This is a genomic window from Flaviramulus aquimarinus (assembly GCF_039543205.1).
GTDB lineage: Bacteria > Bacteroidota > Bacteroidia > Flavobacteriales > Flavobacteriaceae > Flaviramulus_B > Flaviramulus_B aquimarinus.
Genome location: NZ_BAABJH010000006.1, coordinates 319,171 through 344,214, shown reverse-complemented (window position 1 = coordinate 344,214; position 25,044 = coordinate 319,171). Strand labels below are relative to the sequence as shown.

27 protein-coding genes are annotated in these 25,044 nt (G+C 31.3%); 20 read left to right on the top strand and 7 right to left on the bottom strand.

Annotated features, from left to right (window positions below; all coding sequences use genetic code 11):
- Positions 1–109: 109 nt before the first annotated feature.
- Positions 110–493 (bottom strand): hypothetical protein, encoded by a 384-nt coding sequence (locus ABD941_RS13045; RefSeq protein WP_345274585.1) that lies wholly within the window; start codon positions 491–493, stop codon positions 110–112.
- 623 nt (positions 494–1,116) lie between these two features.
- Between ABD941_RS13045 and ABD941_RS13040 the strand changes: the two genes are divergently transcribed.
- Both ABD941_RS13040 and ABD941_RS13035 read left to right on the top strand, forming a co-directional pair.
- Complete coding sequence (locus ABD941_RS13040; protein WP_345274584.1) at positions 1,117–1,848, top strand: hypothetical protein; 732 nt, start codon at positions 1,117–1,119, stop codon at positions 1,846–1,848.
- Positions 1,849–1,885: 37 nt separating this feature from the next.
- Entirely contained in the window at positions 1,886–2,623 is a 738-nt protein-coding gene (locus ABD941_RS13035; RefSeq protein ID WP_345274583.1) for a T9SS type A sorting domain-containing protein, read from the top strand.
- Between the two features lie 7 nt (positions 2,624–2,630).
- On the opposite strand, the gene mgrA is transcribed toward ABD941_RS13035, so the two are convergent.
- Entirely contained in the window at positions 2,631–3,644 is a 1,014-nt protein-coding gene (mgrA, locus tag ABD941_RS13030; protein WP_345274582.1) for an L-glyceraldehyde 3-phosphate reductase, read from the bottom strand.
- 125 nt (positions 3,645–3,769) lie between these two features.
- Here mgrA and ABD941_RS13025 point away from each other — a divergent pair, with 125 nt between their 5' ends.
- The 7 genes from ABD941_RS13025 (at position 3,770) to ABD941_RS12995 (ending at position 10,762) form a co-directional block, all read left to right on the top strand.
- Entirely contained in the window at positions 3,770–5,326 is a 1,557-nt protein-coding gene (locus tag ABD941_RS13025) for a DEAD/DEAH box helicase (protein WP_345274581.1), read from the top strand.
- Between the two features lie 186 nt (positions 5,327–5,512).
- Positions 5,513–5,965, top strand: a complete 453-nt coding sequence (locus ABD941_RS13020) for a cold-shock protein (RefSeq protein ID WP_345274580.1) — start codon at positions 5,513–5,515, stop codon at positions 5,963–5,965.
- A 48-nt stretch (positions 5,966–6,013) separates the two neighbouring features.
- The gene (locus ABD941_RS13015; protein ID WP_345274579.1) at positions 6,014–6,928 is read left to right on the top strand and encodes an EamA family transporter; all 915 of its coding nucleotides are present in this window, start codon (positions 6,014–6,016) and stop codon (positions 6,926–6,928) included.
- A 16-nt stretch (positions 6,929–6,944) separates the two neighbouring features.
- A complete protein-coding gene (locus ABD941_RS13010) occupies positions 6,945–7,751 on the top strand; it encodes a DMT family transporter (RefSeq protein WP_345274578.1) in 807 nt (268 codons plus the stop codon).
- Positions 7,752–7,961: 210 nt separating this feature from the next.
- Complete coding sequence (locus ABD941_RS13005) at positions 7,962–9,062, top strand: Re/Si-specific NAD(P)(+) transhydrogenase subunit alpha (RefSeq protein ID WP_345274577.1); 1,101 nt, start codon at positions 7,962–7,964, stop codon at positions 9,060–9,062.
- A 12-nt stretch (positions 9,063–9,074) separates the two neighbouring features.
- Positions 9,075–9,383, top strand: coding sequence for an NAD(P) transhydrogenase subunit alpha part 2 (locus ABD941_RS13000; RefSeq protein ID WP_345274576.1), 309 nt, complete (start codon positions 9,075–9,077; stop codon positions 9,381–9,383).
- Positions 9,383–10,762 carry an NAD(P)(+) transhydrogenase (Re/Si-specific) subunit beta gene (locus tag ABD941_RS12995; RefSeq protein WP_345274575.1) on the top strand — a complete coding sequence of 460 codons (1,380 nt, stop codon included), beginning with the start codon at positions 9,383–9,385 and terminating at the stop codon, positions 10,760–10,762. Before ABD941_RS13000 ends, ABD941_RS12995 begins: the two co-directional genes overlap by 1 nt.
- 76 nt (positions 10,763–10,838) lie before the next feature.
- Here the strand turns inward: ABD941_RS12995 and ABD941_RS12990 are convergent, their stop codons facing one another.
- On the bottom strand, positions 10,839–12,932 hold the full coding sequence (locus ABD941_RS12990) for an HAD-IA family hydrolase (protein ID WP_345274574.1): 2,094 nt from the start codon (positions 12,930–12,932) through the stop codon (positions 10,839–10,841).
- 400 nt (positions 12,933–13,332) lie between these two features.
- Between ABD941_RS12990 and ABD941_RS12985 the strand changes: the two genes are divergently transcribed.
- The 9 genes from ABD941_RS12985 (at position 13,333) to ABD941_RS12945 (ending at position 19,291) form a co-directional block, all read left to right on the top strand.
- Complete coding sequence (locus ABD941_RS12985; protein WP_345274573.1) at positions 13,333–13,938, top strand: hypothetical protein; 606 nt, start codon at positions 13,333–13,335, stop codon at positions 13,936–13,938.
- A 151-nt stretch (positions 13,939–14,089) separates the two neighbouring features.
- A complete protein-coding gene (locus tag ABD941_RS12980) occupies positions 14,090–14,890 on the top strand; it encodes a hypothetical protein (protein WP_345274572.1) in 801 nt (266 codons plus the stop codon).
- Positions 14,891–15,090: 200 nt separating this feature from the next.
- Positions 15,091–15,945: a helix-turn-helix transcriptional regulator gene (locus ABD941_RS12975; protein WP_345274571.1), complete on the top strand. Its 855-nt coding sequence runs from the start codon at positions 15,091–15,093 to the stop codon at positions 15,943–15,945.
- 397 nt (positions 15,946–16,342) lie between these two features.
- Positions 16,343–16,744: a DUF5367 family protein gene (locus ABD941_RS12970; protein ID WP_345274570.1), complete on the top strand. Its 402-nt coding sequence runs from the start codon at positions 16,343–16,345 to the stop codon at positions 16,742–16,744.
- A 3-nt stretch (positions 16,745–16,747) separates the two neighbouring features.
- Positions 16,748–17,242, top strand: a complete 495-nt coding sequence (locus ABD941_RS12965; protein WP_345274569.1) for an anthrone oxygenase family protein — start codon at positions 16,748–16,750, stop codon at positions 17,240–17,242.
- Between the two features lie 84 nt (positions 17,243–17,326).
- Positions 17,327–18,169, top strand: coding sequence for an NmrA family NAD(P)-binding protein (locus tag ABD941_RS12960; protein WP_345274568.1), 843 nt, complete (start codon positions 17,327–17,329; stop codon positions 18,167–18,169).
- A gap of 6 nt (positions 18,170–18,175) precedes the next feature.
- Positions 18,176–18,520 (top strand): 5-carboxymethyl-2-hydroxymuconate Delta-isomerase, encoded by a 345-nt coding sequence (locus ABD941_RS12955; RefSeq protein ID WP_345274567.1) that lies wholly within the window; start codon positions 18,176–18,178, stop codon positions 18,518–18,520.
- 9 nt (positions 18,521–18,529) lie between these two features.
- Complete coding sequence (locus tag ABD941_RS12950) at positions 18,530–18,988, top strand: GNAT family N-acetyltransferase (RefSeq protein ID WP_345274566.1); 459 nt, start codon at positions 18,530–18,532, stop codon at positions 18,986–18,988.
- A gap of 12 nt (positions 18,989–19,000) precedes the next feature.
- On the top strand, positions 19,001–19,291 hold the full coding sequence (locus tag ABD941_RS12945) for a hypothetical protein (RefSeq protein ID WP_345274565.1): 291 nt from the start codon (positions 19,001–19,003) through the stop codon (positions 19,289–19,291).
- Between the two features lie 274 nt (positions 19,292–19,565).
- Here ABD941_RS12945 and ABD941_RS12940 read toward each other — a convergent pair whose 3' ends face one another.
- The gene (locus ABD941_RS12940; RefSeq protein ID WP_345274564.1) at positions 19,566–19,922 is read right to left on the bottom strand and encodes a winged helix-turn-helix transcriptional regulator; all 357 of its coding nucleotides are present in this window, start codon (positions 19,920–19,922) and stop codon (positions 19,566–19,568) included.
- 107 nt (positions 19,923–20,029) lie between these two features.
- Here ABD941_RS12940 and ABD941_RS12935 point away from each other — a divergent pair, with 107 nt between their 5' ends.
- Both ABD941_RS12935 and ABD941_RS12930 read left to right on the top strand, forming a co-directional pair.
- Positions 20,030–21,100, top strand: coding sequence for an alkene reductase (locus ABD941_RS12935; RefSeq protein WP_345274563.1), 1,071 nt, complete (start codon positions 20,030–20,032; stop codon positions 21,098–21,100).
- Positions 21,101–21,115: 15 nt separating this feature from the next.
- The gene (locus tag ABD941_RS12930; RefSeq protein WP_345274562.1) at positions 21,116–21,571 is read left to right on the top strand and encodes a RidA family protein; all 456 of its coding nucleotides are present in this window, start codon (positions 21,116–21,118) and stop codon (positions 21,569–21,571) included.
- A gap of 255 nt (positions 21,572–21,826) precedes the next feature.
- Here ABD941_RS12930 and ABD941_RS12925 read toward each other — a convergent pair whose 3' ends face one another.
- The 3 genes from ABD941_RS12925 to ABD941_RS12915 all read right to left on the bottom strand — a co-directional run bounded on the left by ABD941_RS12925 (position 21,827) and on the right by ABD941_RS12915 (position 25,038).
- Entirely contained in the window at positions 21,827–23,098 is a 1,272-nt protein-coding gene (locus ABD941_RS12925) for a cation:proton antiporter (protein WP_345274561.1), read from the bottom strand.
- 145 nt (positions 23,099–23,243) lie between these two features.
- Positions 23,244–24,065, bottom strand: coding sequence for a universal stress protein (locus tag ABD941_RS12920; protein ID WP_345274560.1), 822 nt, complete (start codon positions 24,063–24,065; stop codon positions 23,244–23,246).
- Between the two features lie 127 nt (positions 24,066–24,192).
- A complete protein-coding gene (locus ABD941_RS12915) occupies positions 24,193–25,038 on the bottom strand; it encodes a universal stress protein (RefSeq protein ID WP_345274559.1) in 846 nt (281 codons plus the stop codon).
- Positions 25,039–25,044 lie beyond the last annotated feature (6 nt).

The following is a 25,044-nucleotide window of genomic DNA, read 5'->3' as shown; positions in this document are numbered from 1 at the left end:
AACACCTTTCTGTCTAAAAGTTCAAAACTTGTTGATGAAAGGGTTTTTATTTAAAAGGCGTTACTTTTTATAACGCCTTTTAATGTCCATTGGTGTTAATAAATTGCTATTAATCTACTGTTGATACAAATTTTACAGGAATAGCATAAAACTTATAGTTGCTTTCTTTACTAACCGACAGCTTTTTTAAATTCAATCTTGTTTTAATAAATTTAGAGATTTCATGATTTTTAGAATCATTCGAAATAACAATAATTTTATTATTTTGGTTTAATTTGAATTTTATATTCACTATAATGTCATCGTAAACCGTTATTTCTGAATTTTTTAATAAGCTTTTGATTTGTTCCGATACTAGTTTTAACTCTTTTGCAGAATTGTTAATACTTATATAATCTGTTTTAAGATCTTTTATTGGGCTACTAGTATTTGCCGAAACTTGGCTGCTAAATGTAATTAATATAGCTAATGCTAATGTTTTGATTGTGTTCATTTTTTTTTGATTTAATTGATTGATGAAAAATTTTTGTTTTGTTTAAAAAAGTTATCTATCTATAACGTCTTTTACTGTTCCAATGGTTGCTTTTTGTACTATTTAAAGTTGCTGTTAATTGATTGTTGTTTAAAGTTCTCATAATTTTCGTTTTTTGATTGAATAATTGATTCATGTTGTTTTGTTGTGCAAATATCTTTTAAAGTGCTATTGTTTAGTAATTTAAATATCTGAACTGTTGTTTGATACTACTGAGTTGTTAATTATCTATAACGTCTCTTGTTATTCCAATGGTTACTTTTAGTGCCATTTAATGTTCCTGTTAATTGATTGTTGTTTAAAGTTCTCATGTTTATTGTTTTTTAATTGATTAATAATTTAATATTATTTATTTGGTTATACTAGATAGACGACCATAAATCAAAAACGTTACAGTACTATGCATAACAAAGTAGTAAATTAACATATTTTAACATATTTTGTACAAACTGAGAGGTATAAAAGCATACTTTTTAATATTATTGTGTGTTTTAGGAATGGTTATTGTTAAACACATATTAAATAATGGATGATACTTAGATTGTTTTCAGATAAAATAATAGCTTTGAAACATCTAATACCAAATGAATTTAAAATTTGTTATCATAACTATTAAACCAAATTGTAAACGCATATTAATACTAATGAAACCTTATGTTTTATATTTTGTGATTTTTCTGTTTTCGTTATCCAGCTATGCTCAGATTGATAATGAAAAGAAATCCTTTTCAATTCCAGCTATAGAAAGTCCAAAAGATTCCTCAGATATAGTGCCTTTAAGACCATCAAAGCCCATTTCTGCTAACAATAAAGCTTTTGGAATAAATAGGAAAACATCTACTAATCTTGAATTACCTAAAAAAGACTTTTCAATGTTTCCAGACGAAGAGTTTGGAAACCCTGGAGAATTGCATACTAAAAAGTTAGATAAAATAGAAAAACAACTTTTACCAGAAGGCTATGGTTCTAATGGCGGCTTAAAAGAAGACGCTTATTGGGGAGACTATTACACTAAATCTGAATATATAGATATAAGTTATAGGGATTATGGGCGTATAGATGGTGATTTATTAAATATTTTAGTTGATGATGATGTTATTAAGTCTAATGTTTATTTAAGTGGAGGATTTAAAGGTTTTAGATTACAGCTTAAAGAAGGTTTAAATAAAATTGAATTTTATGCCATTAACGAAGGGAGTTTGCTTCCAAATACTGCTCAATATAAAATTGTAGATCAGTGGAGTTCTGTTATTACCGGAAAAATATGGTCGCTTTCAAAAGGCGTAAAAGTGACTATTATTATCGTAAAAGAGTAATCTTTTAATTACTGTAAATGAACAATATTTTTTATTTATGAAATATGCTTTTTCGTTATTTCTATTAGCTATTTCTTTAAATATATTTTGTCAATCACCAGATATTGATGATGGTAATTGGTATTTAATTAACTTAAACATTAATTCAGAAAATCATAATAGACCATTAAACGTTAGTGGAAATCCAATGATATCTAATTTTAGAACTACTAACGACGGTCAAAGAAGATTTGATACTTGGATTTGTGATACATGGTTTGGCGATTTTGAAATTGATTTAGAAAATTCAACAATTACTTTTTTTGGCTTGGGAAGTACTTTGGGTGGGTGTGATACAATAGAATACGTTACTGGAATTGATACTAGGGAAATTGATATGCTTTTTTACCAATTTTATACTAATAATAATGAACCTAAAGTCTTTGATTATGAAATAACAGAAGGAAATCTTAATATACCTAGAATTTTGAAAATAACTGCAACTAACGGAGATTATATTGAATATTACTTTAATACATTATCAACATTTAATAAGTATTCTAATTTATCATTCTCAATATATCCAAATCCTGTAGTGGATGAATTATTAATTTCTTCTTCACAAAATCTGAAAAATTATAAAGTTGAAGTTTTTGATTTACTAGGAAAGTTAAAAATTTCAAAAAGTATGACAAGCTCTAATTCAATTCATGTAGAAAATTTGTCAAAAGGAATGTATATACTTTTAATTACTGATGAATTAGGCAATTCTACAGAAAAAAAGTTTGTGAAATAATTTTGTATTAAGAAATAATTTTATCAATCAATTTCAATTCGGTATCACTAAATTCTAAACAATTTAATGCCTTTGCATTTTCTTTTAGTTGATTTGCAGAACTTGCTCCAATGAGTACCGATGCCACTTGTTGTTGCCTTAAAATCCAAGCAATGGCCATTTGCGATAGTTTATGACCACGCTCTTGTGCAAGAGTATTTAGCTTTTGAATTTTTTCAATATGATTATTCACCGTATTTGCGTTTAAAAAAACCGAATCACCACCAGCTCGAGAATCTTTTGGAATACCCTTTAAATATTTGTCGGTAAGCATACCTTGAGCTAAAGGCGAAAATGCAATACAGCCCAAACCATTATTTTGTAGTGTGTCTAAAAGACCATTTTCAACCCAACGATTAAACATAGAATAACTAGCTTGATGTAAAATAAAGGGAACATTCATGCTTTTAAGCATTTTAGCAGCTTTTTCAGTTTCAGCAGGCTGATAATTTGATATGCCAACATATAAGGCTTTTCCCTGTCTAACAATATCTGCCAATGCTCCCATGGTTTCCTCTAAGGGGGTATCTGGGTCTGGTCTGTGATGATAGAAAATATCAACATAATCTAAACCCATACGCTTTAAACTCTGATCCAAACTTGATATTAAATATTTTCTAGATCCAAAGTCGCCATAAGGTCCTGGCCACATACCATAACCTGCTTTTGTTGCTATAAATAACTCATCTCTGTAAGACTTAAAATCTTGTTTAAATATAGTTCCAAAGTTCTTTTCAGCAGAGCCTGCAGGTGGACCGTAGTTATTTGCTAAATCAAAATGTGTAATTCCTAAGTCAAAAGCTGTCCTTAAAATGGCTCTTCCGTTATTAATGTCATCAACAAAACCAAAATTGTGCCATAACCCAATAGACAATGCAGGTAATTGCACACCACTTTTTCCAGAGCGGTTATAGGTCATTGAATCGTATCTAGCGTCATGTGCTAGATAACTTTCTAATTTGGAGTTTTCATTTATTTTCATGCCACAATATAAAAAGAAACAAATTTAAAATTAACGTTTAGTTTAATTCCTTTAAAATTTTCATAATAAACATGCTTAAAAAACCCTTTAAAGGTGTTATTTTTGCACGTCTGAAAACTAAAAGTATGTCCAAAATATCAACTCTAGAATTAGAAGAAAGAAAAGCAGGTAAAGATTTATATAGCTACCAAAAAGGCGCCATAGATAAAATTTTTACTGCTTTTGAAGAATCACCAGAAGACTACCATTTATTATATCAGTTACCAACAGGTGGTGGTAAAACCGTCATTTTTTCTGAAATAGTTAGACAATACTTAAAGCACCACAAAAAGAAGGTGTTAGTCATGACACATCGTATTGAGTTATGTAAACAAACCTCTAATATGCTTACAGAGTTTGGAGTGCATAACAAAGTGGTCGACAGTAAAGCCGATTTAAGTGATCAAGCAGAATATAGTTGTTTTGTGGCCATGGTAGAAACACTTAATAACAGGCTTAACGATGATAAATTAGATATATCAGACATAGGTTTGGTTATTATTGATGAAGCCCATTATAACTCCTTTACAAAATTATTCAAATTTTTTAGCCAATCGTTTATTTTAGGAGTTACCGCAACACCGTTAAGCTCAAGTATTGAATTACCCATGACCGATAATTACGATGAACTAATTGTTGGAGAGAGTATAGAATCGCTCATTGAAAATGGCTTTTTAGCACGTGCCGAAATGTTTACTTATAATGTTGGATTAACCTCATTGGTAGTTGGAGCAAATGGTGACTATACTGTTAAATCTTCAGAAGATTTATATACAGATAACGATATGTTATCTAAACTTTTACAGGCTTACGAAGAACGTTCCAAAGGCAAGAAGACATTAATTTTTAATAATGGTATTAATACCTCTTTGCACGTTTATGATACGTTTAGGCGAGCAGGTTATGCCGTAGCACATTTAGATAATACCAATACCAAAAAAGAGCGTGCCATGATATTAAAATGGTTTAAAGAAACGCCTAATGCCATTTTAACTTCGGTAAGTATTTTAACTACTGGATTTGATGAACCAACAGTAGATAGTATTATTCTAAATAGAGCAACAAAATCATTGACCTTATATTACCAAATGATAGGTCGTGGTTCTCGTATTTTAAAAGACAAGAAAACATTTTCCGTTATAGATTTAGGAAACAATTTTCATCGATTTGGCCCTTGGGGCGATGGTTTAGATTGGCAACGTATTTTTAAATCCCCTACTTATTATCTAGATTCTATTTTAACAGATGACGAATTGGAGAGTAATTTTAGGTATGAAATGCCCGATGCGTTGCGTGCAGAATTTTCAAAATCTGAAGATGTCCATTTCGACATTCAAAAAACATACGTGGATTCTATTAGAAATGGCGAATCTTCAAAAGTTGTTTTGGAACGTTCTATAGAACAGCATGGGAAAATTTGTATAGAAAATAGTGAAGATGTCTATGATGCATTGGCTTTAGCTAAAATGCTAGGTGATGATATTGATTTTAGAATCCAGCGTTATACAAAATGTATTAGCAAAAGCACCTATAATTTTGTGGATTGGTTAAAAGGGGATTATAGAAAAAAACTCAACTCGTATTTGCGTTCTAATTTTGATGAGGTTTTTGAACAGATTCATGGGTATCCGCCTGAGGATTAATTATGGTTAAAAATAGTTCTAATACATAAATATTAGCTTACTTTCTTATAAGGAACATTATTTTATGTTTTAAACTGATTATCTTGCGAAAAGGCTATTAATACGTCTATTATTATAGCATCATAAATATTAGCCGTATCTTTACAACATATTAACACAAAAAAACCCAGTAGGATTATTTAAACTATGGCAAAATCACAAGTCACATTTAACAAAATTGAAAAAGAAAAAAAACGCTTAAAGAAAAGAGAAGAAAAGCAAAAAAGAAAAGAGGCTCGAAGAGCTGAAGCTAAAGAAAACCCACAAGGTATTCAGTTTGCTTATGTAGATTTCAACGGAAATTTAACAGATACACCACCAGACCCAGCAATGCGTGAAAAAGTAGAAGCAGAAAGCATTGAATTAGGCATTCCAAAGAAAGAAGATAGAGAAGAAGAGGAGCCAGCAAACAAAGAAGGAAAAGTATCTTTCTTTGACCACTCAAAAGGTTTTGGTTTTATTATAGACAGCATTAATCAAGAAAAATACTTTGTTCATATTAGCGGAACACTTGAACCTATTGAAGAAAATGATAAGGTTACTTACGAGTTAGAGCGTGGACAAAAAGGCATGAATGCTGTAAGAGTAAAGAAAATATAATATCTTCTAGTATTTAAGTTCTAGAGGTTCATAACAAAAAGGCTATTTATGAGTGCATCGCGCAAAACGGTTCTTATCATTTTAGCCTTTTTTGCAATTTATGTTATTTGGGGTTCTACATACTTACTAAATAAAATTGCAGTAACAGAATTACCACCTTTTTTTTTAGCATCTATCCGATTTGTAATTGCTAGTATAATCATATTTATAATAGCTAAGATTTTAAAAATAGATATTTCTATTACCAAAAAACAGCTTAAAAATACAGCCATTGCAGGCTTTTTATTTTTAACTTTTGGTAATGGTGTCGTAGTATGGGCTCTTAAGTATGTAGATAGTGGTCTAACCGCTCTAGAAATTTCTGCACAGCCATTAGTTGTGCTTATTTTAATGCGTATTCTACAAGGAAAAAAAATACCAGCCATGTCTTATATTGGTGTTATTTTGGGGTTTATTGGTATTTATCTATTAGTAAGTCAGAAAGAGTTAGTTAGTCAAGATGGTCAACTTGTTGGAATGATTACCATTTTTATATGTATGATAAGCTGGGCCTATGCTAGCATATTTGTTGGAAAGGCAAATTTACCTGCTAACTTTTTTGTAAATACAGGCTATCAAATGCTTACAGGCGGAATCATGCTAGGTATTGTAAGCTTATGCCTTGGTGAAACTTGGACCAATCCAACATCTTGGACAAGCAATGTACAATGGTCTATGCTTGCCCTAATTATATTTGGTAGCATTATTGCATTTACTGCATTTAACTACTTGTTAAAAGAAGTGTCTCCAGAAAAAGTCGCCACATCCACTTACGTAAATCCAATCATTGCATTGATTTTAGGTTGGTGGGTATTAAATGAACACATTTCACTTCAATCCATAATAGCTGCAGTTGTCTTACTCACAGGCGTTTATTTTATAAATACAAAGCGTGTTTTAAAACCAAGAAGTATTGGACGTTAAATCTGCAATTAAATTCATGATTATTAGTACCATGGCATTTGCTTGCATGAATGGTATTGTTAAACATTTAATGCATATAAATGCATTTCAGATTGTTTTTTTTAGATCGGTAAGTACACTTTTTTTTACATTCGGTTTTCTTCTAAAAAACAATATTCCTCTTTTAGGCAATAATAAAAAACTCTTGGTTTTAAGAGGTTTTGTTGGGGTTACTTCTATGGCGTTATTTTTTATGTCAACTAAATATTTACCTATTGGTACGGCGGTTTCTTTACGATATATGGCGCCAATTTTTGCCGCTGTTTTTGCTGTGTTTTTATTAAAAGAAAACATAAAACAATTACAATGGCTGTTTTTTACTATGGCATTTATAGGCGTATTGGTTTTAAAAGGATTTGATACAGAACTAAGTGCTTTAGGACTATTACTGATATTTATTTCAGCTATTTTTAGTGGTTTGGTTTATATTATTATTAGTAAAATAGGGAAGGGGGATCACCCAGTAGTTGTGGTTAACTATTTTATGGTTATTTCTACAATAGTTGGGGGTGTATTCGCAATAAATAATTGGACAAACCCAGTTGGCACAGAATGGTTTTTATTATTCAGCTTAGGTGTATTTGGTTACTTCGGACAAGTATATATGACAAAAGCTTTTCAGGTAGCTGCAACAAACCAAGTGGCACCGTTAAAATATTTAGAAGTCATCTTCACGGTATTATTTGGAGTTTTCATTTTTAGTGAAGTTTATACTTTATGGAGTTTATTAGGTATAGCTTTAATCATTTTAGGTTTAATTTTGAATGCACTATACAAGAAATAAGGTCATATTCATTAAGTATAGTTCTAATCAACTTAAATATGAAGGTACAAATCATTTTGAAGGATTGAAGTAATTTGACATTTGCCTATTATTTTTATTGTCTTTTCAACGAATTTAATTGAATGCTACACTATTCGTAAAAGTAAACACCATGACTATTCTCTTGACCCGCTTTTGGATATATTTGCTTCCTTAAACGTATCAATCATCATGAAAATAGGTATACTTAAGGAAACCCAAAAAGGGGAAAAGCGGGTTTCATTATCACCAAACATTTCCAAACAACTTATTGATAAAGGATTTAAAATTATTATTGAAGAAGATGCCGGATCAAATTCTTCTTATAAAAATTCAGATTATAAAGATGTAGGCGTATCTGTAGAAAAAAGGGGTGTCGTGTTTAAAGAAGCACAGATACTTTTAAAAATTAACCCTTTTGATGAAGAAGATTTAAAACTTATTGATAAAGGGCAGATTTTAATAAGTCAGTTATATCATAAATCAAATCCAGAACTTATAAAAGCTATTGCGTCAAAGGGAGCAACGGCCTTTTCACTTGACGCCATTCCTAGGATTTCTAGGGCACAAGATATGGATGTTTTAAGTTCACAAAATAACTTAGCTGGGTATAAGGCTGTTATTTTGGGAGCCTATGAAATGACTAAAATATTTCCATTAATGATGACTGCCGCAGGTACCATTACACCATCAAAAGTGCTTATTTATGGTGTTGGCGTTGCAGGTTTACAAGCTATTGCAACAGCCAAACGCTTAGGTGCAGTTGTTGAAGCCACTGATATTCGTACAGAAACTAAAGAACAAGCAGAATCTTTAGGAGCTAAATTTATTTTGGTTGATAATGAAGGGGAAGAGTCTGAAGGCGGTTATGCAAAAGAAGCCTCAGAAGATTATGCACGTAAACAAAAAGAAGCTGTTAATAAATCGTTATTTCAAGCAGATTTAGTGGTGACTACCGCTAATATACCAGGAAGAAAAGCCCCAGTTCTAATAACCGAAGAACAAGTTTTACAAATGAAGAATGGCGCGGTAATCATTGATTTGGCAGCTGCACAAGGAGGCAATTGCGAGGTGAGTAAACTTAATAAAACCGTAGTTAAAAATGGTGTAAAAGTTATAGGAACCAATATTGCTCCAGAAAGTGTTTCTACAAATGCTAGCGAGTTATTTGCAAAAAATATTTACAATTTTATTATCCATCTTACAGAAGAAACTGCTTTTAAATGGGATTTAGAAGAAGAAATCACTGATGAAACACTTATTGTGAAAGAAGGAGAAATCAGAAAAAATTAAACAATCCACATTATGAATCAATTAATAGAATTTATTCGAGATAATATACAAATCACATATATTCTTATCCTGGCCATTTTTGTAGGTGTAGAAGTGATTAAAAGTATTCCTGCTGTATTGCATACTCCTTTAATGTCTGGTGCCAATGCCTTAAGCGGTGTTGTTATTGTAGGTGCCATTTTAGTGATGCTACATTCAGACCCAAATGACTATTTAGCTCTGACTTTAGGTTTTTTAGCTGTAGTATTAGGAATTTTAAATGTGGTTGGTGGTTTTGCAGTGACTCACAGAATGTTACAAATGTTTAAAAAGAAAAAATAATGAGTGTTTTATTAAGTGTTATATATCTAATAGCTACCGTAACGTTTATTGTAGGTTTAAATAAATTGGGCCATCCAGAAACGGCAAAAAAAGGAAATTTAATTGCTGCAGCTGGAATGGGACTCGCTATTATAGGAACTATTTTTATTCATGATTTAAAAGTACCAACAATCATCTATATATTGATAGGAGCTGCCATATTGATAGGCTCAATAATAGGTTGGTTAATTGCAGTAAAAGTAGAAATGACTAAAATGCCTGAGTTGGTATCGTTATTTAACGGTTTTGGTGGTGCTAGTGCAACCCTTATTGGCGTAGTAGAGTTTAGCAAAAATGTAGACAGCACCATGCAAGCCACTACCATTGTGTCTGGTATAATAATAGGAGCTATTACGTTTTCTGGTAGTTTAATAGCCTGGGGGAAACTTAACGGGTCATTAAAAAGTGTCGTTAAAATTCCACAATACAATATTGTTAATAATCTGGTCTTTATTGGCGTTGTTGCACTAGCAGCTTATATGCTTGCTATTGGAGGATTTAATCCGCTGCTACTTTATACATTATTAGCAGGAGGTTTAGTTTATGGAATTCTTTTTGTTTTGCCCATTGGTGGGGCAGATATGCCTGTAGTTATTTCATTATTAAACTCATTAACAGGTATAGCAGCAGCAATTACAGGTATATTATATGATAATATGGTTATGCTTGTTGGTGGTATATTAGTTGGATCTGCTGGTATTATACTAACAGTTGCTATGTGTAAAGCTATGAATAGAACATTAGGTTCTGTTATTTTTGGTTCTTTTACGGCAACAAATGATGTTCCTGGAGCAAATAAAACATTAGGAACTATTAAAAGTACAAATGCAAGTGATGCTGCTATTATGATGAACTATGCCTCAAATGTTATTATCGTTCCTGGTTATGGCTTAGCTGTAGCTCAAGCGCAGCATGTAATTCATGAATTAGAAGAAATACTTGCTGATAAAGGTGTGAATGTAAAGTATGCTATCCACCCCGTTGCTGGTAGAATGCCAGGACATATGAACGTGCTGTTAGCAGAATCTAACGTAGATTATAGTCTGTTAGTTGAAATGGACGATATTAACCCACAGTTTAATAATACAGATGTTGTTTTAGTCGTTGGGGCCAACGATGTTGTAAACCCAGCGGCGCATAACGATCCTGCAAGTCCTATTTATGGGATGCCAATTTTAGATGTTGAAAATGCCAAGCACATTGTCGTAAATAAGCGAAGTATGAATGCTGGGTATGCTGGTATTCAAAATGAATTATTCTATAACTCTAAAACATCCATGCTTTTTGGTGATGCTAAAGCGGCACTAACAGATTTAGTAACAGAGTTAAAAAACATGTAAGTGATATTGGGTAATAAAAAACTGTTGACGGATTAGTAAGATAAATGAGATTCTATAAGCTAGTCTATACCGTTAATTACTTAAAATGTGCATACTTTAAATACAGTTTTTTCCTAATTAGTTTCTTGGCATATCGAACAAGACATATATAATAATATACAGGAAGTGTAGGCATGTAAAACAACTTGTTTTTCTTATATAATCTTAATTTTGAACGCATGATATATTTCACCATTTTTTCTGGTGATGTTAAATAGTTTTTTAAAATAGGAATTTGGTGTTTTAATCCTTCTCTAACACTCATCTTATAACAGTCTTCACCAACTTCATTATTTCCAACATTACTAAAAAAGCCTTTTGATAAATCAATTACCCTATTTAGTTTACGTTTAGGAATAATAGTTCCTATTTTAAGCGCATAATGTGCTGTTACATTTTTTGCCATGTAAGGGTCATAGCATATGGTATTTGTAGATTCACAATACTCCTTAAACATATTAAACATGAAATCCTGCGTATCTTTAATATAATCCTCATAGACTTGTTTTTCATGAGATTCATGGTATTCAACAGCATATTGATTTGGATTATTTTGATATCCTAAAGTACTACCGTGAGGAGCTTGAGCTAATTGTTCATACAGTTCTGTGTTAGCCATCATTAAATGATCCGAATATCCCGTATACGGGTTTGTTTCAAAATTCAAGCCCCATCTCCCAGTTTTTAAGTCCGTAAATTCAATAGAAGGTCGTAAATCCTTTAATCCCAAATAATATCCGTAAACAGGGACTTTATTTTCAAAATATTCAAATAATTTATCTTGCATGGTGCCATTCCATCCAATATCAATCAAATTAATACCCTGATTTTCAAATGGAACATTAAATGACTTTATATAACTATTAAATGCTTTTTTTTGAGCGATCCTATTAGCTTCGTATATAGCTTTAAAGTCTGGATTAGATACTAGGTGTTTATATGTATTAGAGTCAAAAAAGTTTTTAATCAGTTTCTTACCACTTTCATTAAGACCTAATGAATTAATGAGGTTTTTGCAATCATAATCGCTAAAGCAAAAATTATTTAAAAAACCTTCAACAGATAAATTTTTATGGTATTCTCTAAAATAGTTGAAGTTTTCTTCCTCTAATTGTTTTAGATCAATTTGCAATGCTGCCTGACGCGACATTTTCAGATAGTGCGTATTAATGTGATGGTTGTTTTTTAAGCCATTTACGTCTTGGTAATGGTCAAAAAGACGTTTTAAAAACAAGCCTTCTCTTGCTAAAAAAAACAAATCTTTTATATCTTTCTTTATACAAATCGCATAAAGTTTTTCTGTAAAAAAAGCAAAGAAAATGATATAGTCACTGTATGGCGGTGCTTTTCTATGATTACATTTTTTATAAATTTGATTTATGATTTTATTGTAATCACTATAATCATTTCCAAAAAGTAATTTTTTTTGAATTCTTTTTTGATGCTTATTTGGAATGTAAATACCTTTAATACCTGCCTTTTGAGCATTTGTAATATCGCTTCTATAATTATCGCCTATCATTAAAATTTGATTAGGCTCAATGTTTAAATATGTTATCAAATAATCATACATACCACCAACATGCTTGCTACAACCTCTTTCTGATGAAACAAAGACATCCTCAAATAGATTTCTGAGTCCATGAGCACAGATTAATTGTTTAATTAATGACTCAGAAGTATAAAAATCTGATACGCAATAGATTTTACACCCTTTAGATTTAAGGTGTTTAAGCGCCTCAACAGTCTCCGTATTTAAAAACTGAACAGATACCTCGGCTTTATATTCTGCAGCTTCGCTAATATTTACAAAGTACTCAAGCCCTTTACTTGAACCTTGTAAGTTATTGTTTTTTAATCTTCTATATATTTCGCCTAAAAGTTGCTTATACGGTACTTCACTGGCGTTTAATTTTGTTTTGCTTGTTATATAACCAGTAGCTTCATTACGTGTAAAATAAAGCGTATCTATAGTCATTGGCAATGCCAATTGTTGAATCATGTGTTTTGCCCAAAGGCGTAAGGTGTAGTTTGGATGTACTTTTCTATGGACTATTGTATCAAAATAGTCTGTAAAGATGTATTTTATGTTTGAATCATGTAATACAGTATTTGTAAGCTCTTTTCTCATCGTTTGATTTTGTTAAGGCTTTTTTTGAGAAAGGCAAATTTAAATCTTTTTTCCTACTTAATTGTAAAACAATACAACTAATTTACATGTGAAATAGGATTTAAATAAAGATGGAAATATAATAGACCATAACAAAAAAAAATCGTCCTATTAACCTATTAATCAGTTGATATAAGTTAAGTTTTATTTAAAACATTTAATTATCAAATATAGGCAAGCATTTAAAATATTAAAATACCCATAATTTGGTATTTTGGTGATGACTTGTTTCATTTCATCGATAAATTTAAACGTTCATATAACCGTTAATCTATTCATCGTAAAATTTATTCGTTCATAAGGTTTTTTGTTTTATTTATATTTAATCATTTAATTTTGAAGTAATTACAAATATTTACCCATGAAAAATCTATTATACCTATTTTGTCTTGTCTTTTTTACAAGCACCTATTGTAAGCTTAATGCTCAACAAGAACTTTCAGATTATATGAAGCGTAATCCTATTTATGACTATTCTGAGAGTGAGTTAAACAACACGGATACTATTCCTGATTTTGAAACACAGTCAGCTAAATTAAAAATTACTGGAACCATTTTCCTTGCAGATGGTATAACACCAGCTAAAGATGTTATTCTTTTCATTTATCAATCAGATGAAAATGGTGATTATGAAATGAAAGTTAATGATGAAAAACGTTATGTCCACAATAGAGGTTGGATAAAAACAGATGCGGACGGAACATATACATTCTACACTTTTATGCCTGGTAAATATTATGGTAGGGGTGAGTTTAAAACAATTCATCCTGTTATTAAAGAACCAGGAAAAGCTGAGTATAACATGTATTCATTCCTTTTTGATGATGATCCATCATTAACCAAGTCCTGTCGTAAAAAATTAAAAAAGAAAGGTATAGATAACATTTTAAAATTAGATAAAAAAGAAGGCATGTTTGTGGCCACCAGGGATATTGTGCTTGACCAAAATATAGTTAATTATAAATAAGCTCATATTACTATAACATTTTTAACAATTAAAATTAATTCGAATTCATAAAAATTTTATATTTAAAACGTTATAAGTTGTAAGTTATTGATTTTATTATCGACTGGAAAACGGTAAATACAATTAATATTTAACTCTAAACCTTATTAACGTGAAATTACAAATTAGAAATACCCTAACTAGTCTTTTAGTTGCAGTGTTATACATCCATTCAGTTAGCGCTCAAAATACAGATTCAAAATCTGCCGTATTATTGGATGCTTTAGTAGCCGTAAATGGCGGTTACCAAACATTGGCAGCTAAAAAAGATGTCCAATTTCATTATGTTTATGACAATTTTGACAAAGGAAAAGATGTGTCTACCGAACGTCATATTTTTCATGGTGAACATTCTTGGGCGACTTATGAGCAGCACGATTTAAATGTTCTGCCTGGACAAAAAGGGATTGCCATACAATCTTATGTAGATAGTAAACCTTCATTAACATTAGACGGAAAAGCTATAACCGATCCAAAAGCCATTGGAGGCACCGTATTTTTACGTAAAGTAAATTTCTATTGGTTTACCATGATGTACAAATTGAAAGACCCTGGTACAAACTACAAATATTTAGGCACAGAAAAAGTAGGGGACATAACCTATGATAAAGTAAGCCTAATTTATGATCCTAATATTACAAAAAAGGAAAAGAATGATGAATACATCTTATACTTCAACCCGAATACGCATTTAGTAGATCAATTCTTTTTTTCATTGCCAGATTGGGGTATAAATAAACCTATTTTAAAAATGACTTTAACATACGAGATAGTAGATGGTATTTTAGTATCTACTGTACGAAAAGGGTTTATGCCTACTGAAACTGGAGATTATATTCCTATTGGTACTTATACATTTAGCGACATTAAATTTAACAATGGTTTTATAAAAGATGATTTTATGTTGAACTAACATAAAAAGCAAATCGAATTTTAGAGCCCAATGTTATGTTGGGCTTTTTTGTGCAATAAATTTGTTTCCAAAAGTTTCTTTACTATCTTAATGGAACACTTTTATGCGATGGTATAGAAGGGAAGCATAATGTATAAGTAATGATTTAATTTTACAGAAAACACAAAAGTCAAAATTTTTGTAAATTTGATATTGTTAATATGACTAGAGATATTATAGACATAAACGATTTTACCATTTTGGTTGAAGAAGCCAAAGTAAATGAGCCAACAATAGACTCTTGTTTTTTTGATGAGCCTATAATTGCAGTAGCATTTTATGGGTCTGGAAATGTTGATTTAGCTGTCAAATATATCGACAAACAAAAACAGTTTAATTATACTAAAGGTTTAGCACTTTCGTTTTATGCAGATGAAAAAGTAGAATTTGTGCATACTGTTTCCGTCTCAAAACCATTAGAATGCTTAGTAATTGCAACTACTATTAAATCAATCGAAAAACTTCCAAATGAAGAAGGTGATTTGTTTGGCGAAATGCTCAACCAATTAGTAAATCCTAAAGATCATTACGTCGAAGGACCAAGCTTTATAATGACTCCAGAAATGCAATCAATTGTGGATTCCCTCTTTAACATTAAATATACAGGAAAAACAAAAATGATGTTTTTCAGAAGTCAAATAACAACATTGCTTTCACATTTTTTTGGACAATTAGCAGCTTCGAAAATTGAAAAAATAAATACTTCCGAACGTGAAAAACTGAATCAAGCTAGAGATATTTTATTAGAGAACATTGATAATCCACCATCTTTAAATGAAATTTCCAAAGAAATAGGGCTAAATACCTTTAAGTTGAAAAAAGAATTTAAAGCCTTTTTTGGCGTTCCAGTATTTAAATATCTTCAAAATGAACGTCTTACATTAGCTCATAAAATGATTAGTAAACAAGAATCTACAGTTCAGGAAGCGGCTTGGCACGTTGGTTACGACAGTTTGAGTTCGTTTTCTAATGCTTTCGAAAAAAAATTTGGCTATCGTCCTAGTCAGATTAAGTAATATCCTTTCTATTTTAAAATTTACATGATTCTCATATAAACTCCAGAGCTTTAATAGGATTTAAAAATTTAAAAATCAATTTGTTATCATTTCGACAGAACGAGGAACGAGCGACGAGAAATCTCAAAAATAATAAGATTTCTTATCACAAACTTGGTTTGGGTGTTTTAATCAAAATATATTAAAACGCAATAGTGTTCCTAAAGATATATAGACTTTTATAGTATACATTAGAGTGTTGACTATTAAATAATTAAAAATAATATTATGTCGAACTTATATTAAAATTATAATAGAATTACCGTAACTCCTTTTAGAACAAATTTTTATCCATTTATAACAAATCAACCTTTCATCTTCACGGTAGTTTTGTATCATAATTTAAAATCAATTAGATATGAAACTTAAACACGCCATTTTATTAGGTATAGCCATTTGGATTATCGGCATACTATTTTATTTAATGTCTTACTCAGTATTCATTTTAGAAAATGCTGATACACAAGCAAACGTCGTATTATTTATAGTAGTAATGCCGTTGGTTTGGTTTGGCTGTCATTTTTATTATAAAAAAGACAAAAAAACCCATGGATTAAAAGTTGGTCAGACACTATTATTAACTGCAAGTGCACTAGATGCACTAATTACAGTTCCATTTTTTATAATTCCTAATGGAGGAAACCACTATAGCTTTTTTACAGATTTAAACTTCTGGATTATAGCTTTCGAATTTCTAGCAGTAGCAGCACTTTATTGGTATACACGCGTATATCCCAAAAACGCAACAGTAAAACAATAAATTATGGATATCAATTTTCAAAACACATTAATTATTGCACTTATACTATTAACCGGGTTATCAGCAGGTTTATGTTTTACGTGGTCTAACACGATTACAACAGGCATTGGAAATTTAGATAACTATGGGTATTTAAGTGCCTTTCAAGAAATGAATAGAACCATATTAAACTCCTCTTTTTTTATTGTCTTTTTTGGTCCATCCGTTCTAGGGTTAATCAATTTGTATGTCTTTAAAAATGCACCTAGTTCATTAATCTGGTTATTAATATTCGCAACAGTAATTTACTTCTTAGGAGTTGTATTAGTAACCATTTTAGGAAATGTGCCGCTCAATGATATTCTAGATAAAACAGATTTAATTTCTGCAAGCAGCGAAGACTTACAAACATTGAGAAACACTTTTGAAGTTAAGTGGAATCGTTTGCACTTAATTAGAACTATGAGTTCAATAAGTGCATTTCTCTTTCTAATAGGAACACTTTTAATAAAACATTGAAAAACTGACTATTGAAATTTTAGATCGTAAAATACTATCAAACAAAATTTAAATGAATATTAATACATTAAAACACAAATAAAAATGAAAAATCTAAGCAACATTTTAGTCATTGGCGGTACTGGAAAAACAGGACGTAAAGTAGCAACTAAATTAATCGAACTAGGACATAACGTAAGAATTGGTTCCCGTTCTACAACACCAAAATTTGATTGGGACAATTCTGAAACTTGGACAGAAGCACTACAAGGTATAGATAAAGTGTATATAACCTTTCAACCAGATTTAGCAGTTCCCGGCGCATTGGAAGCTATTGAAGTATTAATAAAAAAAGCAAAACAATGTCATGTAAAAAAACTAGTCTTATTATCTGGAAAAGGCGAAAGAGAAGCTGAGCTATGTGAGCAAGTTGTTATTCATTCAGGAATTGATTATACAATTGTTCGTGCCAGTTGGTTTAATCAGAATTTTAGCGAAAGCTTCTTTTTAGACCCTATATTAGAAGGGTTAGTAGCCTTGCCACAAGCAGACGTTAAAGTGCCTTTTGTAGATACTACTGATATTGCAGATGTTGCAGTTGAAGTCTTGCTGAATGAAAAACATAATGGAAATATTTATCAGCTTACAGGTCCAAGATTACTTACTTTCAAGGACGTCGTTGAAGACATTTCTAAAGCGACTAAAAGAGAGATCATCTTTACATCCATTTCTCTTACTGCATATGTAAAAGCAATGAAAGAACAAGGTGTCCCAGAAAATTTTGTATGGTTGGTAGAATATTTGTTCTCTGAAGTTTTGGGTAATCCTATTATTTCTGAAATTACTAATGATATAGAGCAAGTATTAGGCAGAAAACCAATAGATTTTTCAGACTATATAAAAGAAACAAAAACCACAGGAGTTTGGAATCCTGTATTATCAAACTAAAGTAATATGCCACATTTTATAATGGAATGCTCAGAGTCTGTTATTGCTATGAAATCTCCAGAATACATCATGCAAAAGGTATATAATGCAGCCGAAGCCACACAGCTTTTTAGTAAAGGTGATATTAAAGTAAGAATCAAACCTTATAAGCATTACAATATTGGAAACACTAAAGATGATTTCATTCATGTATTCTCATATATTATGGAAGGTAGGAGCAATGCTGAAAAAAACATACTTTCAAAACAAATAATTACTGAACTTAAAATATTATTTCCAAATGTGACTATAGTTTCTATCAATATCAAAGACTTTGAAAAAGTAGGCTATTATAATAAATTTATGATCTAAAACAGTTAAATGATAAATATCAGAAAAGCTACAATAAATGATGTTTCAGCAATTGTGCAAATGATGGCTGATGATGCACTAGGAAAAACAAGAGAAAATTTTCAAATGCCATTACCAAAGGCATACATAATGGCATTTGAAAATATAAATGTGGATAAAAACCAAGAACTCATTGTTGTAGAAAACGAAAAGGCAGAAATTATAGGAACTTTACAGTTATCCTTTATACAATACCTCACATATTCTGGTGGTATAAGAGCCCAAATAGAAGCTGTAAGAATAAAAAAAACACACAGAGGAAAGGGCATTGGCGAAACATTATTTGAATGGGCAATCACACGTGCTAAAGAAAGAAAAGCGCATGTACTGCAATTAACTACAGATAAGCAAAGACCTAAAGCTCTTCAATTCTATGAAAAATTAGGTTTCATAGCAACACATGAAGGCATGAAATTGCATTTCAATTAAAATCAGAAAGAAATGAAAGACAACGAAAAACAAGATCTTATAAAAACAAGTTGGAAACTACACAGTCAAGTTGAAACAAGTTACTTGAGTCATGAAGCAAAACAAGGAGATGATAATTGGTTAGAAAAACAAAGATTTCTTCTTGCCGATATGGCTTTACACTTACTTCAAACCGCTATGGAACCTGGAGAAATAAAACCTGAAAGACTTCGTGATAACCTTCATGCCATCCTAACAATTTCTGATCAGTTCTTACCCAAAGCAAATCTAAAAAAAGCAACTGAAAAATTACATTTGGCATAGTTATAAAGAAAGTTTTTAGGAGAAACTATACATAGCGCCTAATTTTTATTTTTTATAAATGAATATTAACCTAAAGCATCATAATTTTGGTCAGCGCACCATAGCTTTACCATGTTAATGGAACGCGCTTTTTACGAAGCGACGATAGGAGAGTAGTGGAATGTGTGTGAAATAAAAAAATATACAAAACAATAATGACAGATTGTATTTAAGTGATAAAAATCATTACTGAAACAGCAAAATTAAATGATGTATTATAAATAAGATGCTCATTTCAAGAAACAGTAAAATCCTTTTCATCAACAGCTTCAAGGTCTATGTTCTTGCTCCAAGCACATAACTGATTTAATATAGGTAATAAATCTTCCCCTTTCTTTGTTAAAGAGTATTCTACTCTTGGTGGTGTTTCAGCATAAGATTCTCTATTAACAATTCCTCTTAATTCCATTTCCTTTAATTGATTAGAAAGTACTTTTCTACTAATCTTATCAATTCGAATAGCGAGTTCACCAAACCTTAATTTTCGATTGGCCAATACATATACAATTATGGAAGTCCATTTATTACCAATAATATTCATTGAGTGGGTAATAGGACATTCGTTATGGTTTTCAATTAGTTTTCTTCCCATGTTAGTTACCATTTGGTTACTACTTTATTCAATACAAATGTACAAAAATATCTTTTGTATACTAATAATAGTTACTTTTTGTAACTAATTAAATTAATTTTATAAAAATGAACATATTTGAACCGTATACTTTAGGGAACATTCACCTAAATAATAAAATCGTAATGGCTCCATTAACAAGATCTAGAGCAATTGGCAATATTCCAAACGAATTAATGGCAACGTATTACCAACAAAGAGCAACTGCAGGACTTATCATTTCCGAAGGCACATCACCATCGCCAAATGGAATTGGATATCCTCGCATTCCTGGAGCATATTCTGATGCACAAATTAAAGGTTGGAAAAAAATCTCTAGGGCAGTGCATACCAAAGGAGGTAAAATATTTGTACAATTAATGCATACAGGTAGAATTACTGCTAAGGCAAATATGCCTGACGGAAGTGTTACACTTGCTCCATCGGCAATTCAAGCTTCTGGTGAAATGTTTACAGATCTAGATGGATTAGTCGCTCACGAGATTCCCAAAGCGATGACGCTTCAGGAGATTAAGTCAAGTCAAGATGAATTTGTATTAGCTTCAAAGCGTCTTATAAATGAAGCCAATGTAGATGGTATCGAATTACACGCTGCCAATGGTTATTTGCTTAATCAATTTATAAATCCAAAGTCTAACCAAAGAGAAGATGACTATGGGGGTAGTATTGAGAATCGAACTAGATTTGTTCTTGAAATAGCTGAAAAAGTTGCCAATGAGATAGGAGGAGACAAAGTAGGTATTCGTCTTTCTCCTTATGGCGCTTTTAATGATTTGCAATCCAACTATGAAGCGCTGGAAGACACCTTCATTTACTTATCTCAACAAATAGCTAAACTAAACCTAGCCTACATTCATGTAGTTGATCAAAGAGTAGCTTTTGGAGCACCTGATTTCACAACTGATATCAAAAAAACTATAAAAGAAAACTTTAAAGGCACAATCATATCTGGTGGTGATGTTGATTCTATTGCAAAAGGTGAAGCAATTATTAAAAGCGGATTGGATTTAATTTATGTTGGAAGACCTTATATTTCTAATCCAAACTTTGTAGAAAAACTAAAGAACAACCAAGAATTGGTAACTCCAGATGCAGATACATTCTATACACCAGGAGAGCAAGGATACACAGATTATTAACAACACACATATACGATGACTGCTTTAAAAAATTTAGCAAAATATAACTTTAAACTACCCAACGCATCAACACCTGGTGGATCCTATGTTTCAGTTAACATTAGAGAAAATATTGCTTATTTAGCCATCCAATTTCCAATAGTAAACAATAAATACTTTTACAAAGGAAGGTTGGGTAATGAACTATCTACAGAAGAAGGTTATAAAGCAATGGAACTATGTGCAATGAATGTTCTTGCCCAAATAAACGAAAAGGTAGGTTTTGAAAGGTTAGTAGGTTTAAATCATTTAGATGTATATTACCAAGGAAGCAGTAATTGGGATGAAGCTCCAAAAGTAGTAGATGGTGCCTCAGATTTATTTTTAAAAATTCTAGAAGAAAAGGGTAAACATTCTCGTGCCATCTTTGGAGTACAACATTTGCCTTCAAATTTTAGTGTAGGATTAACGGTATCCTTTACTATTAAATAAGCAATATAGAAAGAGAATTTATTCTTGAAAGATTCTCTTTCTACTTTGTTCATTAAATAGACTGAAGCACTAAAGTCTATTGTGCGTAAAAGACTTCCTGGAGGATTTTACATAACGGCTAATTATAGTACTAATATTTTATAAACGCTACGAAGCAAACCGCTTATTAGTTTAATGACCCAAGTCATATAATGTTATTTTTTGTTTTAATATTTAAATTACAATTGCAGACACCAATAATCAGGCTTACCTAGACTATGAGGTTACTTCGTTTGTTCTTTCTCCAATTCCCATCCTACGTTTTTGGATACCGATTAATGGACCGGCTAGAATTGAAGATGCAAGTGCTGCGAATACTATAGCTACGAATATTGTATGCCCAATGAGTTGAAGTTCGAGCGCGAGAGTTGCTACTACAATTTCCATTGCACCTCCTGGAATAAAGGTAATACCCATTAAAATTGATGTTTGCTGAGACTGTTTGCCAAGTCTCGCTCCTAGCCATGCGCCTACAAATTTACCCAAGATTGCAACTGTGCAAAAGATAACTGTAGGCCATAGTACCATACCAGCTAAGAAATCGATTTTGAGACCAAGCGTAGCAAAGAAGAGAGGTACAAAAATGGCATGTAAAGTGTCAGAAACACTTTTACGAAGATTATCCGATACACCTTTTGCACTTCCCGCGATAATACCAGCAAGAAAGAATCCTAAAATAGCATGAATACCCAACCATTGTGTAATAGCGCCACAAAGTAATCCTACACTTACAATTAAGGTTTGTGCTGCTGCTGGCTGGGTTAATGAGGTTGCCTCTACACGTCGTAAAGCAATACTTAACAATTTAGTACCAAAAGTAGTACTTACGAAGATAAATACTATTATACCTATAACCGAACTAACTAATTCAACAGTATTCATTGTCTGAGGTGTTACAAGTGAGATAACCACAGTGAATAAAAACCATCCGAAAATATCATTTATAGCGCACGACGATAGAGCAAGCGATCCCTTTGGTGTATTGCTAATTTCAAGATCACCAAGGGTACGTGCAACCACAGATATTGCAGTTATAGAGCCTGCTATTGACAAAAACAGAGCAAATGAAAGTACGTTTGCTTTGTCTCCCCAATAGATAGAATCAAACGTACTAAACACCGGATAGCCTATAGCAATAGGAAAAAGAACACCAACTATACCGATTAGCATAGCAGCTCTACCACTTTTAAAAGCTTTTCTAATATCTACATGAAAACCCGAGGAAAGCAATAGAAAGAAAACCCCAAGCCAAGAAACAGTTTCAAGCATAGTTGATTGTGTTTGGTCAAAAGGAAAGAGCCATACCTGTAAGGAAGGTAAAACGCGTCCAAGAAATGTTGGTCCCAATAACACACCAGCCAGAATTTCACCTGAAATAGAAGGAATTTTAAAGGCTTCACAGATAACACTAAGAGTTCTAGCACATCCAAGAAGAATAAGGATTTGCAAAAGAAAAAGCAGGATGTGACTTTCGTTAAGGTAATGCATGTCTATAGTTCTCTTGTGTTTTCTAACTTACTTATATTACCGTATTAAAAATTTGATTCATCTTTTAAAAGTGAAACCTAATTTTTCCAATGGTGCATTACCAGCATGACTGTTTGTTCTTACTATTAATCATTAGGAATAATTTCTATTCCTTTTGAAATGTGAGTAGTGGTGTCTTTGTTTGAAATGCTGCACTTTTGGTAACACTTTTATGAAACAATTTTTCAAATAATGCGGTGCGACGTGTAAACATAGCAACCATATCTGCATCAATATCTTCCACATATTGGTTAATACCCTTGATTATAGAATCATTTTCCAGTTCTTTAGTTTTTATTTTTTCATAAGAAAATAATGTTCTAAGTCTATTTTCTTGAAATTGTAAATCGACATCAAAATTCTCCTGTTTATTAATAATATGGAGAATATTAATCCAAGTGTTCATTAACTTTGCAAATGGAATTAATAATTTTAGTTCTTCTTCTAAGTTTTCTAGATCGCTCGAATAAACAATATTGTTGATTCCCTTATATTGTGCATATTTTGGAATTGTAATAACTGGGATGCTACTATTTGCAATAATTCCTGCTGCATTACTTCCAAAAATCATCTTTTTAAGACCTGTAGCTCCTTTAGTACCTATGCATATAATATTAATGTTATTTTTCAATGCAAATGATTCTACAGCTTTTTCTATAGATACACCAAAAATAATTTTAGCACTTATTTTAAGATTATGACTGCTCTCATTCTTAATTTTTTTAAGGAGTTCATTCATATCCCGTTCCGAACTCGTTTTAATAGCTTCTCCTAGTTTTTTAGAACCAATACGAGCCATTGCTGGAGTATTGGTGTTTATAATGTGAAGTAATATTAAATCAAGCTCAAAATCTTTACTAAGCCCGATAGCATATTGAATGGCTATTTTGGACAATTGAGAAAAATCTGTTGGTATTAAAATTTTCATAATATATTGTGTTACAGGTAATAAAACTAACTTTTAAAAAAGTCATGTAACATGATATTTGTCAGTTTGGCCAGCTTAGATTAAGGTTTAAATTACTTACAATCAGCTTTTAAAATCATTTAAGCTATTAAAAAACAAGTACAGGTACATTTGTATGATTTATCATTTTTTTCGATAGGCTTTTATCGAAAATACGCTCAATAAAGTTTCGTTTTCTAGTTATTAAGGCTAACATATCAGGTTTCGAACTTTCTAGAAGCTCTAATAATTTATCTTCAACATCATCACCATAAAGGAGTTCAAAACTGATATTTTGACTGCTGATTATCTTAGTTATTTCCTCTTTTAATTGTGAAAATTTTTCTTTTTCTTTCTTCAAATCTGGAAAATTATCACTTACATGAATCACCCTAAGATTAGTATCATAGTATTTTCGTATTTTCTTGATAAACTCAAGACAGGTTTTATCTTTTATATGAAAATTTGTTGCAAAAACTATTTCAGATAAATTGTTGAACTTCGCTTTTTGGGGAATTGCCAAGACAATAGATTTTGGATTGCGAATGGTTTGGGCTGCAAAACTTCCAAATAGTTTATTTTCAAAATCATGTTTACCAAGGGTACCCATTACAATCATGAGTGGCTCCAATTGTTCCATATACTTTTTAAGAAACGAGGTCTGACCGTGAAGTATGTCGTATTCACATTTAAGGTCAAAAGTTTCTATTTCTTTTTTTAGTTTGGTCAATTTATGATCCGCTTGCTCACAAAATAAATTAATAAAACTTGTATCTATTTCAGGGTTTTGTTCAGTAGCTACCAATGCACCAACCTCAATGGTATGAACAATTCTAATTTCACATTGAAGTGCTTTGGCCATTGCAATGGCATACCCTTTTGCATTATTTGCACAATCGGAAAAATCAGTTGGATATATAATTAATCTTGAGTTCATATCTTTTGGATTATTCACTTTATA

Bases quoted from the DNA above. Each gene is read 5' to 3' on its own strand.
- ABD941_RS13045 (WP_345274585.1), bottom strand. From the start codon at position 493: ATGAACACAATCAAAACATTAGCATTAGCTATATTAATTACATTTAGC.
- ABD941_RS13040 (WP_345274584.1), top strand. From the start codon at position 1,117: ATGAATTTAAAATTTGTTATCATAACTATTAAACCAAATTGTAAACGC.
- ABD941_RS13035 (WP_345274583.1), top strand. From the start codon at position 1,886: ATGAAATATGCTTTTTCGTTATTTCTATTAGCTATTTCTTTAAATATA.
- mgrA (WP_345274582.1), bottom strand. From the start codon at position 3,644: ATGAAAATAAATGAAAACTCCAAATTAGAAAGTTATCTAGCACATGAC.
- ABD941_RS13025 (WP_345274581.1), top strand. From the start codon at position 3,770: ATGTCCAAAATATCAACTCTAGAATTAGAAGAAAGAAAAGCAGGTAAA.
- ABD941_RS13020 (WP_345274580.1), top strand. From the start codon at position 5,513: ATGGCAAAATCACAAGTCACATTTAACAAAATTGAAAAAGAAAAAAAA.
- ABD941_RS13015 (WP_345274579.1), top strand. From the start codon at position 6,014: ATGAGTGCATCGCGCAAAACGGTTCTTATCATTTTAGCCTTTTTTGCA.
- ABD941_RS13010 (WP_345274578.1), top strand. From the start codon at position 6,945: ATGATTATTAGTACCATGGCATTTGCTTGCATGAATGGTATTGTTAAA.
- ABD941_RS13005 (WP_345274577.1), top strand. From the start codon at position 7,962: ATGAAAATAGGTATACTTAAGGAAACCCAAAAAGGGGAAAAGCGGGTT.
- ABD941_RS13000 (WP_345274576.1), top strand. From the start codon at position 9,075: ATGAATCAATTAATAGAATTTATTCGAGATAATATACAAATCACATAT.
- ABD941_RS12995 (WP_345274575.1), top strand. From the start codon at position 9,383: ATGAGTGTTTTATTAAGTGTTATATATCTAATAGCTACCGTAACGTTT.
- ABD941_RS12990 (WP_345274574.1), bottom strand. From the start codon at position 12,932: ATGAGAAAAGAGCTTACAAATACTGTATTACATGATTCAAACATAAAA.
- ABD941_RS12985 (WP_345274573.1), top strand. From the start codon at position 13,333: ATGAAAAATCTATTATACCTATTTTGTCTTGTCTTTTTTACAAGCACC.
- ABD941_RS12975 (WP_345274571.1), top strand. From the start codon at position 15,091: ATGACTAGAGATATTATAGACATAAACGATTTTACCATTTTGGTTGAA.
- ABD941_RS12970 (WP_345274570.1), top strand. From the start codon at position 16,343: ATGAAACTTAAACACGCCATTTTATTAGGTATAGCCATTTGGATTATC.
- ABD941_RS12965 (WP_345274569.1), top strand. From the start codon at position 16,748: ATGGATATCAATTTTCAAAACACATTAATTATTGCACTTATACTATTA.
- ABD941_RS12960 (WP_345274568.1), top strand. From the start codon at position 17,327: ATGAAAAATCTAAGCAACATTTTAGTCATTGGCGGTACTGGAAAAACA.
- ABD941_RS12955 (WP_345274567.1), top strand. From the start codon at position 18,176: ATGCCACATTTTATAATGGAATGCTCAGAGTCTGTTATTGCTATGAAA.
- ABD941_RS12950 (WP_345274566.1), top strand. From the start codon at position 18,530: ATGATAAATATCAGAAAAGCTACAATAAATGATGTTTCAGCAATTGTG.
- ABD941_RS12945 (WP_345274565.1), top strand. From the start codon at position 19,001: ATGAAAGACAACGAAAAACAAGATCTTATAAAAACAAGTTGGAAACTA.
- ABD941_RS12940 (WP_345274564.1), bottom strand. From the start codon at position 19,922: ATGGGAAGAAAACTAATTGAAAACCATAACGAATGTCCTATTACCCAC.
- ABD941_RS12935 (WP_345274563.1), top strand. From the start codon at position 20,030: ATGAACATATTTGAACCGTATACTTTAGGGAACATTCACCTAAATAAT.
- ABD941_RS12930 (WP_345274562.1), top strand. From the start codon at position 21,116: ATGACTGCTTTAAAAAATTTAGCAAAATATAACTTTAAACTACCCAAC.
- ABD941_RS12925 (WP_345274561.1), bottom strand. From the start codon at position 23,098: ATGCATTACCTTAACGAAAGTCACATCCTGCTTTTTCTTTTGCAAATC.
- ABD941_RS12920 (WP_345274560.1), bottom strand. From the start codon at position 24,065: ATGAAAATTTTAATACCAACAGATTTTTCTCAATTGTCCAAAATAGCC.